The organism is Allomuricauda sp. TY007, assembly GCF_010468565.1.
GTDB lineage: Bacteria > Bacteroidota > Bacteroidia > Flavobacteriales > Flavobacteriaceae > Flagellimonas.
The window spans coordinates 15,699-28,198 of the sequence record NZ_WUEG01000001.1; the positions used below are offsets into that span (position 1 = coordinate 15,699).

At 43.8% G+C, this 12,500-nt stretch carries 9 protein-coding genes; 7 read left to right on the plus strand and 2 right to left on the minus strand.

Annotation, left to right across the window (positions count from 1 at the left end; translation table 11 throughout):
* Positions 1-5 precede the first annotated feature (5 nt).
* The 7 genes from GO009_RS00070 (at position 6) to GO009_RS00100 (ending at position 10,980) form a co-directional block, all read left to right on the plus strand.
* Positions 6-761 carry an SDR family NAD(P)-dependent oxidoreductase gene (locus GO009_RS00070; protein WP_163624114.1) on the plus strand — a complete coding sequence of 252 codons (756 nt, stop codon included), beginning with the start codon at positions 6-8 and terminating at the stop codon, positions 759-761.
* 6 nt (positions 762-767) lie between these two features.
* A complete protein-coding gene (locus tag GO009_RS00075; RefSeq protein ID WP_163624115.1) occupies positions 768-1,244 on the plus strand; it encodes a hypothetical protein in 477 nt (158 codons plus the stop codon).
* 5 nt (positions 1,245-1,249) lie between these two features.
* Positions 1,250-1,741: a hypothetical protein gene (locus GO009_RS00080; RefSeq protein WP_163624116.1), complete on the plus strand. Its 492-nt coding sequence runs from the start codon at positions 1,250-1,252 to the stop codon at positions 1,739-1,741.
* A 77-nt stretch (positions 1,742-1,818) separates the two neighbouring features.
* Positions 1,819-4,935, plus strand: a complete 3,117-nt coding sequence (locus GO009_RS00085) for a glycosyl hydrolase (RefSeq protein WP_163624117.1) — start codon at positions 1,819-1,821, stop codon at positions 4,933-4,935.
* Between the two features lie 92 nt (positions 4,936-5,027).
* Entirely contained in the window at positions 5,028-5,426 is a 399-nt protein-coding gene (locus GO009_RS00090) for a hypothetical protein (protein ID WP_163624118.1), read from the plus strand.
* Positions 5,427-5,503: 77 nt separating this feature from the next.
* The gene (locus GO009_RS00095; RefSeq protein WP_163624119.1) at positions 5,504-9,850 is read left to right on the plus strand and encodes a CusA/CzcA family heavy metal efflux RND transporter; all 4,347 of its coding nucleotides are present in this window, start codon (positions 5,504-5,506) and stop codon (positions 9,848-9,850) included.
* 2 nt (positions 9,851-9,852) lie between these two features.
* Complete coding sequence (locus tag GO009_RS00100) at positions 9,853-10,980, plus strand: efflux RND transporter periplasmic adaptor subunit (protein ID WP_163624120.1); 1,128 nt, start codon at positions 9,853-9,855, stop codon at positions 10,978-10,980.
* Positions 10,981-10,983: 3 nt separating this feature from the next.
* Here the strand turns inward: GO009_RS00100 and GO009_RS00105 are convergent, their stop codons facing one another.
* Both GO009_RS00105 and GO009_RS00110 read right to left on the minus strand, forming a co-directional pair.
* Positions 10,984-11,805 carry a ZIP family metal transporter gene (locus GO009_RS00105; protein WP_163624121.1) on the minus strand — a complete coding sequence of 274 codons (822 nt, stop codon included), beginning with the start codon at positions 11,803-11,805 and terminating at the stop codon, positions 10,984-10,986.
* Complete coding sequence (locus GO009_RS00110; protein ID WP_203532226.1) at positions 11,805-12,461, minus strand: metal-dependent transcriptional regulator; 657 nt, start codon at positions 12,459-12,461, stop codon at positions 11,805-11,807. Before GO009_RS00110 ends, GO009_RS00105 begins: the two co-directional genes overlap by 1 nt.
* Positions 12,462-12,500 lie beyond the last annotated feature (39 nt).

Genomic DNA, 12,500 nt, shown 5'->3' on the forward strand with positions numbered 1-12,500 from the left:
TGTTTATGGATTTTACAGGAAAAAACGTACTGATTACGGGAGCATCTCGGGGCATTGGAAAAGCAACTGCCATGGCATTTGCCAAAAAAGGCGCCAAAGTGGGCATCAACTACAGAAGCAATGATGAAATTGCCCAACAAACCTTGGCAGAATTGCCAGGGAACGGACACCATCTTTTTAAAAGGGACATTTCCCAAAAGGCAGAAACCGAAACTCTCATTGATGATTTTGTAAAAATATATGGTCATTTGGACGTTTTGGTGAACAATGCCGGCATTTCCATTTTTCACGAAATAGACAAGGTCGATTTTGACCACTGGACCCATGCTTGGGAAAAAACTTTTGAAACCAACCTTTTTGCTGTGGCCAATTTGTGTTATTGGAGTGCAAAAGCCATGATGAAAACCGGGGGCGGGCATATTGTATGCGTTTCCTCCCGTGGTGCTTTTCGCGGAGAACCCACAAAACCAGCCTACGGGGCCAGTAAAGCCGCGTTGAATTCCATGAGTCAATCCCTGGCCAAAAAACTGGCGCCGCACAACATTTATGTTGGAGTTGTTGCACCTGGGTTTACCGAAACCGAAATGGCCAAAGAAACACTTACCCCCGTCGAGCGCGAAAATCTGCTCCGTGAATCCCCGTTTAAACGAATGGCCCAACCCGAAGAAGTGGCCCATGCCATTTTATTTTTGGCATCACCTGGGGCAGCCTATTCTTCTGGGACCATAATTGATGTAAACGGGGCCTCTTATTTAAGATAATTAATTATGAAGGCTGCCACCGTTGCACAACTAAAAAAAGAACTGAAATTTAAATCGCAAGAAGAAACAATGCAACTTTGTTTGCGATTGGCCCGATTCAAAAAAGAAAACAAGGAACTCCTTACCTATTTGCTTTTTGAATCTGATAATGAGGAAGGATACATAGAAACCGTAAAAGAAGAGGTGGATGAAATGTTCTCCGAAATCAATGTGAACAGCTATTTCTACATTAAAAAAAGTGTTCGAAAAATACTTCGGACCATCAAAAAGTATATCCGCTATTCGGGAAATAAAGCCACTGAGGTGGAACTGTTGCTGTACTTCTGTGAGAAACTGAAATCTTTCCGGCCATCTATCAACAGGAACACAACCCTTAAAAACCTATATAATAGACAGTTGGAGTACATCAACAAAAAAATTCCGTTACTTCATGATGATTTGCAACACGATTACGGACTAATTTTACAACAGCTAAACCATTAAAAACCATGTTCGAAGACGACGATGAACCTGGCAAAAGCCGAGAAGAATTTGAAAAAATGCCCATTTACAAAAAAGGGTGGCTCATTTTTGACCTGGCAGATAAAATCGCTTCCTTGGTAAATGATGAAGAGGAGTATGCATCTCTCGAAGAAACAGAACTGGGCCTGTTGCGTCACCATGCCGAACAACTGCGTAACGATGCCATGCTTATATGTCCAAAAATAGCAGGTGCCGAAGGAGGCGACCTTTATGCAATCCGTATGGAAAACGCCACTATCATCAGAAAAGCAGCCCGCGAAGTCCAGACTGGTTGTTCAGGATTGGAAATGTGGGGTTTTAAACATACCGAGTATCTTGAATTGTTACGAAAAGAAATTGAGGAATTCAGGATCTTGTTTGCAGAATGGGTTCAAACTTTCGACCCTTGGAACTATTCACTGGATCGTTGGGGACTCTTTAATCCACCAGGGATTGATTATGACGATCCAGAACTATGATTGGAATACTTATCCAATTCAAAAAGTTTGAGTAAATTCAAGCTTTATTCTAACTACTCATAACCAACCTTGACTTCATGAGAATACCAACGACCTCATCAAAAATGTGGATGCTACTTTCCATGTTTCTTTCAACACTGTTTATTTACTCACAAAATGCATCCCCCATTACTGTTGACACCAGCTTTTACAGCGGTTTTACATGGAGGAATATTGGCCCGGACCGTGGTGGAAGAACCTTAGGGTGCGCCGGAAGTCCATCCAGACCCAACGAATATTATTTTGGAGCCACAGGAGGAGGCCTATGGAAAACAAAAGACGGTGGAAATACATGGAAATGTGTTACCGATGGACAAATAACAAGCTCTTCCGTGGGAGCTGTGGCCGTAGCCGAAACCAATCCGGATGTGGTTTACATCGGTATGGGAGAAACCCAGTTACGTGGTAGCATCACACAAGGTGATGGTGTTTACAAAACAACGGACGGCGGAGAAACTTGGACACACCTAGGGTTGGAAGAGACCCAAGCCATATCCAGAGTTCGAGTAGACCCGACCAATGAAGACATTGTCTACGTTGCCGCATTGGGTCACCCGTATGGCGAAAATGAAGAACGCGGTGTCTTTAAATCCGTTGATGGGGGCAAAACTTGGAAAAAAGTCCTTTACGTAAGCGACAAAGCAGGTGCTGCCGATTTGATCATAGACCGAAACAATCCCAATGTCCTTTATGCCAGCACATGGCAAGTGTACCGTAAAGCATGGAAAATGTGGGGCGGTGGTCCAGATAGTAAACTTTGGAAATCTACCGATGGTGGAGAAACTTGGACGGACCTTACCGAAAACCCGGGAATGCCCAAAGGACCCATTGGCAAAATTGGGGTAACCGTTTCCCCAGCAGATTCCAACCGTGTTTGGGCCATTGTAGAGGCCAACGAAGGGGGCGTTTTCCGTTCTGATGATGCCGGTAAAACTTGGGAACTCACCAACAACGAACGTAAACTGAGACAACGTGCTTTTTACTACTCCAGAATTTATGCCGATCCCAAGGACAAAGATGTGGTCTATGGGCTGAATGTAGGATTCTTTAAATCTACCGATGGAGGAAAAACATTTGATGAAAAAATAGAAACACCCCATAGCGACAACCACGACCTGTGGATAGATCCTAACAATCCGAACAGAATGATAAATTCGAATGACGGAGGTGGTGTAGTTAGTATTAATGGGGGTAAAACGTGGACCGAGCAAGATTATCCAACGTCACAGTTTTATCACGTGATGGCCACCAGTGATGTTCCTTATCACGTCGTGGGGGCTCAGCAGGACAATTCCACTTTGGCCATGCCCAGCGATGGGTGGGATTTTAAACAAGCTCGCGGACCCAATCATGGCTGGTATTATGCCGTAGGTGGTGGTGAAAGCGGTTGGATTACACAAAGCCCGACCAACCCCGATATTTTTTATGCAGGAAGCCAAGGAGCTCTTTTAACACGTTACGACCGCAGCAACGGTCAGGTCAGGGATATTCAAGTGTATCCACGTTTTTTCTCAGGCGAACCAGCAAGTGCACTACCAGAGCGTTGGCAATGGACCTTCCCCATCATGTTCGCACCAAAAGACCCGAATGTAATGTACACCTGTTCCCAACACGTTTGGAAAACAACAAACGACGGACAGACCTGGGAAAAAATAAGTCCAGACCTTACCTATGCCGACCCAGAAACTTTGGGCAAGACAGGGGGTGTGATCACCATGGACATGAACGGTCCAGAGATTTATGCAACTGTGTTTGCTTTGGCTCCTTCCAATCACGATATCAATACCATTTGGGCCGGTTCTGATGATGGAAAAATCCACATCACAAGAGATGGTGGTGAAAACTGGAAAGATATTACCCCCGAAGAGCTTCCTAAATATTCAAGGGTGAGCATTATTGAAGAATCTATCCACAATCCAGGCACCTTGTATGTGGCGGCCAACAGATACCAAGTAGATGACAGGGCACCCTATGTTTTTAAAACACACGATTATGGGAAAACCTGGACAAAAATCATTACAGGTATAGAGGATGGACACTTTGCCAGAGCTATCCGCGAAGACCACAAGAGAGAAGGCCTTTTATTCCTGGCTACAGAACACGGGGTTTATTTCTCCATAAATGATGGTAAGGAATGGCAATCGCTCCAATTGAACCTGCCCGATACCCCGATCAGGGATTTGGTGATCAAGGACAACGATGTGGTTTTGGGCTCTCACGGTAGAGGATTCTGGATTTTGGACGACATCCAACCCTTTAGGGAATATTCCGAAGACCTAAAAAGTGAAAAAAATGTGCTTTTTAAACCGACGGATGCGATTAGGGGCATTTACAACGCTAACTTCCAATACTATTTGGAAGAAGAGGTAGATACAGTCACTTTTTCAATTTTTGATGCAGACAATAAGCTTATCGAATCTTTTGGTGGCAACCAACCTAAATATGAAAAGGACGACAATGCATCTTGGTGGAGTCGAGGGAACAGTACCAAGCCCACTACGGCAAAAGGTATCAATACCTTTACTTGGAACCTAAGATATCCTGGGCCAACCACTTTTGATGGAATCATTATTTGGGGCGCCTCGGCCTCCACCGGTCCAAAAGCACCTCTTGGCTCCTATACTGTACAAATGAAAGTGGGCGACGAAGTCATTAAAAGCTATCCATTTAAAATTGAAATGGACCCGAACTTGAAAGGAATCACTGCGGAAGACCTTCAAAAACAGTTTGAATTGGCTTCCAAAATAACCGACAAAGCTACCATTGCCAACGAAGCTGTGATTCAAATCAGAAGCATCCACAAACAATTGGATAGTTTGGGCAAAGGCGTTTCCAGTAGAAAGTTTACGAAGCTTTCCAAAGATTTTATGGGAACCCTCACAGAGATTGAGGAAGACCTTTATCAAACCAAAAACCAATCGGGGCAAGATCCATTGAACTTTCCCATCAAATTGAACAACAGGTTCAATGCCCTGCAAAGAAGCATTGAAAACGGAGATGCCAGACCCACGGATGCCGCTTATGTGGTATTTGATGAGCTTACAGCAGAGTTGGACGGCCACATGGCCAAGCTGAACAACACATTGGACAAAGAGCTTCCAAAAATAAATGCTATTTTAAAAGACAACGGAATTTCAACCATCGAGGCCCAATAGGGCCTCATGGTTTTTTAAGAATCAGACTCATTCTAAATTAACAGTCAACCATTTACCCAATAACGTATTCTTCGTAATTTTACGTTGTTAGGATGAACAAAATTATCACCATAGGGATATCCTTGCTCATTCTGCTCCAGGGGGCCAACATCCATTTTAAGGATTTGGTGGAACTTGAGCAGCTTGTTGAGCACTACCAATTCCACAACGAGGAATATGGTGATGACTTTATGATTTTTGTTTCCAAGCACTACGGGGAACTCAAAGCCGACCACAGCGAAAAACACCAAGAGGAACAAAAGGAGCATGAAAAACTGCCCTTTCAGCACCAATCCCATTGTACACAGACACATGTTTTTGTTCATAGTACGGACAGTCTCATCGACTCCCGCTCCGAAATACCCTTAGCTACCAAAGGAAATTTCCACTACCAAATGTCTTACTCCCTTGTTTGGGGAGATGGCCCTTTCCAGCCGCCCAAACACGCATAATTCATAGTATTTCAGCTTTGCTGGACACTTTTCGCAAGCCTTATTCCACTTTAATAATGCTATTATTTCTATGAATCATGTTTTCAAAAATTATCAACTTTAGTATTAAGAACAAGTTTATTGTTCTTCTATTTACAGCAGCTATAGCCCTTGTGGGGTTATACTCCCTGTCACAAATACCCATCGGCGCCGTACCCGATATTACCAACAACCAGGTTCAGGTACTGACCACTTCCAATAGTCTCTCCACACAGGATATGGAGAAGTTTGTCACTTACCCCATAGAGTTGGAAATGGCAAACCTCCCCGGTGTTAAGGAAATCCGTTCGGTTTCCAAGTTTGGGTTGTCGGTTGTGACCATCGTATTCGAAGATGATATGGGCACCTATTTGCCCAGACAACTTATTGCTGAAAAAATCAAGTCTGCATCCAGCCGTATACCCGAAGGGTTTGGCTCCCCAGAAATGGGACCCATCACAACTGGCTTGGGCGAGATATATCAATATATTTTGGATGTGGAACCTGAGTACAAGGATCAGTACAATTCCACGGAGCTCAGGACCATTCAAGATTGGATCGTAAAACGTCAGCTTTCTGGAATCCCAGGTGTAGTGGAGGTCAATACCTGGGGAGGTCACCTAAAACAATATGAAGTGGCCATTCAAACCCAAAAATTGAACGCCTTCAACATTACCGCCAAAGAAGTGTTCACCGCTTTGGAAAAAAACAATAGCGTTACCGGTGGCGGCTATATTGAAAAAGTGAACCAAGCCTATTTTATTCGTGGTGAAGGGTTGGTAAGCAATCTCTCAGATATTGAAAATATAGTGGTAACGACCCGAAATAGCATCCCTATTTACATTAAGGACATAGCTAAAGTTGGTTTTGGCAGTGCACCACGCTTTGGTGCAATAACCGGCAACGGTGAGGGCGAGAAAGTCCTTGGGCAAATTATGATGCTGAAGGATGCAGATTCCAAACGGGTAATCGAAGCCGTTAAGGAACGAGTTGCTACCATTTCCAAATCCTTGCCCGAAGGCGTTTACATTAATCCGTTTTTGGACCGTAGTGAATTAATCGGGAGGACAACCTTCACGGTGACCGAAAACTTGGTCTTGGGTTGTTTGATTGTCATTTTTGTAGTGGTTTTGCTCTTGGGCAACTGGCGTTCGGGTCTTGTAGTGGCATCAGTTATTCCGCTATGTCTGCTGTTTGCACTCACCCTGATGAATATTTTTGGGGTGGATGCCAACTTGTTGAGCCTTGGCGCGATTGATTTTGGAATTATTATAGACGGAGCCGTGATCATTGTGGAATATATTGCTTTCCAAATCACCCAAAAGAAAGCAGAGATTGCCAATCTGGGCAAGAACGAAACACAATCCATCAAAGATGACATCACCCTAAAAGGTGCCGCAAAAATGATGAACTCCGCAGTTTTCGGGCAGCTTATCATCTTGATCGTGTTCATTCCTATTCTATCGTTAAGCGGTGTAGAAGGTAAAATGTTCAAGCCCATGGCTCTAACGTTTAGCTTTGCCTTATTGGGGGCAATCCTTTTGTGCTTTACTTATGTGCCCGTTGCATCGGCCATGTTCCTAAAACCATCCAAGGAATCAGCAAAAAGTATCTCCACACGTTTGGTCAACTGGATCAACAAACAATACGAACCAGTTATCGAATGGGCCCTGAAAAGTAAAAAACTCGTGCTTTCAGTAGCTGGCGCTCTATTAATAGGAGCCATTTTGTTGTTCTCCTCTATGGGAGGTGAATTTGTGCCCACCTTGGACGAAGGGGATTTTGTGATTCAACCTGTGCTAAAAACAGGTACCACTTTGACCAAAACCGTGGAAACCACGACCAAAATGGAACAAATCCTTTTAGATCGGTTCCCCGAGGTAAAACAAGTGGTAAGCCGCATAGGTGCCGCAGAGGTGCCCACCGACCCCATGTCCATGGAAGAAAGTGATGTGATAATTTCCCTTAAACCCAAAGATGAATGGGTATCCGCGGAAACCAAGGATGAGTTGGCAGATAAGTTTAAAGAAGCCCTTGCTGTAATTCCGGGCATGGAACTTGAGTTTACCCAGCCTATTGAAATGCGTTTCAATGAATTGATTACCGGGGTACGGGCGGACATCGCTATTAAGATTTTTGGTGAAAACTTGGAAACATTGAACAAAAAGGCCAATGAGATCAAAGATCTCATCCAAAATGTAGAGGGAGCATCCGATATTGTAGTGGAAAAAGTGGAAGGCTTGCCTCAAATGAACGTTTCTTTTGATCGTGCCAAAATTGCACGCCATGGACTTAATATTGCCGACCTCAACGAAATGATTTCCATGGGCTTTGCAGGCAAGGTCGTAGGTAGTGTATTCGAGGGCGAACGCCAATTTGATATGGCCGTTCGTTTGGATTCCGAAAACCGTAAAGATATTTCCAACCTGAAAAACCTGTATGTGGATATTCCCAATGGTGGAAAAATCCCGATGAGCGAACTGGCCGTGATTACCTATCAAAAAGGGGCAGCCAAAATATCCCGTGATGACACCCAAAGACGTATCGTTGTCGGTATCAACGTAAGGAACCGTGACCTTCAATCCGTTGTAGACGATGTGCAACTTTTAATCGATGATAACATCACTTTGCCGCCTGGGTACATCATCACCTACGGGGGGCAGTTTGAAAATCTTCAAAATGCAAAAGCCAGATTGATGATTGCCGTACCCATTGCACTGTTGCTCATCTTTATTATGCTCTATTTTGCTTTTGGCTCTGTTAAAGAAGCTTTGCTTATTTTTTCCGCCATTCCACTTTCAGCAGTGGGCGGCGTACTCTTGCTTTGGCTTCGGGACATGCCATTTAGTATCTCCGCTGGTGTTGGGTTTATCGCATTATTCGGTATTGCCGTGTTGAACGGAATTGTATTGATCGAGCACTTCAAAGAACTCAAAGGCAAGGACTTTGACTCCATGGAAGATCTCATCAAACAAGGAACAAAGGACAGGCTCCGTGCCGTTTTGTTGACCGCCTCGGCCGCAGCTTTAGGTTTCTTGCCCATGGCAGTTTCCACCAACGCCGGGGCCGAAGTACAGCGACCTTTGGCCACAGTGGTCATCGGTGGATTGGTAACGGCAACCCTACTCACCTTGGTGGTTTTGCCCGTTTTATATGCGTATTCACACAATATTAAGTTTCGTGGAATGAGAAAAAGAAGGAAAGAACGCAGAATAAGGAAGAACACCTTAACAATCCTGCTTTTGTTGATTTCAGTTTCAGGATTTTCCCAAACCAAATTGGATTTGGGAAATTTAATGGCGCTATCCCTTGAAAACAATAAGGGAATACAAGCCGAATCCTTACTGGTAGATCAGGCAAAAACTCTTAAAGGAACTGCTTTTGAGTTTGACAAAACCGATATTTACTACCAGTATGATGAGAACAACCTAGCCTTGAACGGGGAACCGTTAAAGGTTTTTGGGGCACAGCAGCAGTTTGAGTTTCCTACGGTGTATGGTGCCAAGAACAGGCTTCAAAAATCGAACTATGAGCTTCAAAAATCGTCGTTTGAAATAAAAAAGAAGCAACTGTACCAAAACCTGAGTATTGCATACTACCAATACCAGACCTTGAACCAAAAAGCAAAGCTTTACGCTTCGCTGGACAGTATTTACAGCAAATTTGCGCACGCAGCCAACCGACGTTTTGAACTCGGGGAGACCAATTATCTGGAAAAGGTAACAGCTACTGCCAAACAACGGCAAATTGCCAACACCTATTCCAAGATACAACAGCAACTACTCACCACTTATAATCAGATTGTAAGCTTGGTACAAAGTGGGGACACCTTGGAAATTGTGGATGAAGAACCACAAAAACTTAGTGTGTTGAATATGCAAGGAATGTTGGAAACGGAAACTTCTTTTTTGGACAAGCGCCAAGAACTGAGCAATGCCCAAAAAAGTCTGGAGGAAAACAGATTGCTGCCCGACCTGAACCTGGAATATTTTCAAGGAACCAACAAGGGCTTGGGAACATCCCTTTACGGTATTCAGCTGGGTGTTCGTATTCCGATTTTTTTCTTTGGACATAGCAGCAAGGTGAAATCATCCAAGATTCAGACCAAGATTACGGAGATGCAGAATACCGAAATCACTATTATGATGAACCAGCGTTACAAAACCTTGCGGGAGCAATTGGAACAACAGGCCAAAGAACTTTCTTATTACGAAGATGAAGGCGGTCTTCTTTCCGATCAAATTTTGAAAGCGGCCTCCGGAAACTTTCAAAATGGGGAAATCGACTTTTTCCAGTACATCCAAAGCTTGGAAAACGCCTACGACATCCAACTGAATTATTTAGATGTGCTCAACCAATACAATCAAACCGTAATCGCCATTAATTACTTGACAATAACATTATAACAATGAAAAATATAATTCAAATAGCCGCTGTTTTCCTTCTATTGATGGGCTGTGGCAATAAAAACAACAAAGAATCCGCTTCCGAAGGGCAAGGAGAAGAAACAGGAATCGTGGTCACACAAGATCAATTCGATACCAATGACCTCACTATTGGTCCAATGGAAAAAAGAACCTTCCCAAAAATGGTAGAGACTTCTGGGATGATAGATGTACCGCCCGAAAACCGAGCTAGTGTAACGGCCTTTATGGGGGGGTTCGTAAAAAAAACCGCATTACTGGTCGGTGACCAAGTAAAAAAGGGACAGCTTTTAGTAGTTCTGGAAAATCAGGAATTCCTGAAAATGCAACAGGAATATCTAGAGATTTTCACCCAATTGGATTTTTTAAAAGCCGAGTTTGAAAGAAACCAAACCCTTTTTGAAGAAAAAATCGCCTCGCAAAAGAACTTTCTTCAGGCCAAGAGTAATTATGAAACAGCCAAGGCCCGTTACCAAGGCTTGCGGGAGCAATTGCAAATGCTGAACATATCACCCAGTAATGTAGAGCAGGGCAACATTACATCACAAGCGGCCATTTATGCCCCTATCTCGGGAAGCATCACAAAAATGAACGTTGCCAAGGGAAGCTACGTCTCGCCAGCTACCGAAATTTTGGAAATCGTGGATAATAGTCACGTACACCTGGAGCTTACTGTTTTTGAAAAGGACATACTCAGGGTTAAAAAAGGGCAAAAAATCCAGTTCAGGATTCCAGAAGCTTCAGAAGATGCCTTTAATGCAGAAGTTTATTTGGTGGGCACCTCAATTGAAGATGCGAAAAGATCCATTAAGGTACACGGACATCTAGAGCACGAAGAAAAAGCAAACTTTCTACCAGGTATGTTCGTGGATGCCAAAATTATGACGGACACCATCAAAACCCTATCATTGCCCGAAGAAGCGGTAATTGAATCAGAGAGCACCTCCTACGTACTCAAATTGGTGAATAAAGAAGGGGGTGGATACACCTTTGAACGTGTTGCGGTAAAACAAGGCAACACCTATGATGGGTATACCGAAATCATCTCAACAGGACTAACCGAAACCGATCAGTTCTTGACCAAGGGTGTTTTTGATTTGATCGGGGGATAGCTTTTAACCCAGTCCTACATCCAAGGTCATCATAATTATAAATCCACCGATAAAACCCATTGTGGCGATATCGGTGTATTTGTCTTGTTGCGTTTCGGGGATTACCTCCTCCACCACCACAAAAATCATGGCACCCGCTGCAAACGAAAGTGCGTATGGAAGTATTGGCTCAAAAGTAAGAACGGCCCAAGCCCCCAAAACACCGGCAATAGGTTCTACCAAGGCCGAGGCCTGACCGTACATCCAACTTTTTCTTCGGCTGAGACCATGTCTACGTAGCGGCATGGCAACAGCAAATCCTTCTGGGAAATTCTGTAACCCAATACCAATGGCCAAAGCAACGGCCCCACCAATGGAGGCTCCTTCAAAACCGGCTGCAACACTACCGAAAAGCACCCCTACCGCCAATCCTTCGGGAATGTTGTGCAAGGTTATGGCCAAAGTGAGCAAAGTGGTCCTGTGCCAAGGTGTCTTTACCCCTTCGGCCTCGCTCATTTTAAAATTGATATGCAAGTGGGGCAAAATTTTATCCAAACCAAAAATAAAGCCCGCACCAAGCAAAAAGCCAACGGCTGCGGGAATAACTTTTACAAAGCCTTCCCCTTCACTCATCTCAATGCCTGGTGCCAACAAGCTCCAAAAACTTGCCGCGACCATTACGCCGCCTGTAAAACCCAACATACCATCCAATACTGCTCGGTTGGCATTTTTAAAAAAGAAAACCAACCCAGCACCAAGGGCAGTCAACCCCCATGTAAATAATGTGGCATAAAGGGCAGCCAAAACGGGGTCGATCTGTTCAAAATAGTGTATTACTTGTTCCATCAATCGTTCTTTTTTACATATAAATTAGATGCTATTTGATGTGATATGCGCATTTCCTTCCCCTCCATTCGGATGCGAAGGGAATGGTCAAAATCCTCCTTGTCCATTATTGTGATGGTGTTTCCCAAGGCTATTTTGTTCTTGTCCAAAAACTTAAGAAAGGGTACGGATGAATCCTTTACCCCCACACATATTCCTTTGGAATTGATGGGCATTTCGCTGAGCAATTTTTCATCACGTTCCTGAAACTTTCCATCCTTGGTGGGAATGGGATCGCCGTGAGGGTCATATTTAGGGAAATCCAGGAGTTCATCAATCTTATCGATCAGTTTTTCGCTTTTGATGTGTTCCAGTTGCTCGGCTACCTCGTGCACCTCATCCCAGGTAAAATCCAATTTCTCCACCAAAAAAACCTCCCATAATCGGTGCTTTCTAATGATGGACAAAGCTGTCTTTACCCCTGCATCGGTCAATGAAATGCCTTGGTACCGGACATAATCCACCAATCCTTTTTCCGATAATTTCTTGGCCATATCTGTTACGGACGATGGTTTTGTTTCCATCTGCTCCGCAATGGCATTGGTGGTTATGGACTTGGAATCGCCACCACCCAAATGAAAAATCGTCTTTAAATAATTCTCCTCTGATCGAGTCATCAAAAAATATTTTTCCAAAAATACATTTTTATTTAACAA

Excerpts from the sequence above, each read along its gene's own strand:
- GO009_RS00110 (WP_203532226.1), bottom strand. The coding sequence starts at position 12,461 with ATGACTCGATCAGAGGAGAATTATTTAAAGACGATTTTTCATTTGGGT.
- GO009_RS00100 (WP_163624120.1), top strand. The coding sequence starts at position 9,853 with ATGAAAAATATAATTCAAATAGCCGCTGTTTTCCTTCTATTGATGGGC.
- GO009_RS00080 (WP_163624116.1), top strand. The coding sequence starts at position 1,250 with ATGTTCGAAGACGACGATGAACCTGGCAAAAGCCGAGAAGAATTTGAA.
- GO009_RS00090 (WP_163624118.1), top strand. The coding sequence starts at position 5,028 with ATGAACAAAATTATCACCATAGGGATATCCTTGCTCATTCTGCTCCAG.
- GO009_RS00095 (WP_163624119.1), top strand. The coding sequence starts at position 5,504 with ATGTTTTCAAAAATTATCAACTTTAGTATTAAGAACAAGTTTATTGTT.
- GO009_RS00105 (WP_163624121.1), bottom strand. The coding sequence starts at position 11,805 with ATGGAACAAGTAATACACTATTTTGAACAGATCGACCCCGTTTTGGCT.
- GO009_RS00075 (WP_163624115.1), top strand. The coding sequence starts at position 768 with ATGAAGGCTGCCACCGTTGCACAACTAAAAAAAGAACTGAAATTTAAA.
- GO009_RS00085 (WP_163624117.1), top strand. The coding sequence starts at position 1,819 with ATGAGAATACCAACGACCTCATCAAAAATGTGGATGCTACTTTCCATG.
- GO009_RS00070 (WP_163624114.1), top strand. The coding sequence starts at position 6 with ATGGATTTTACAGGAAAAAACGTACTGATTACGGGAGCATCTCGGGGC.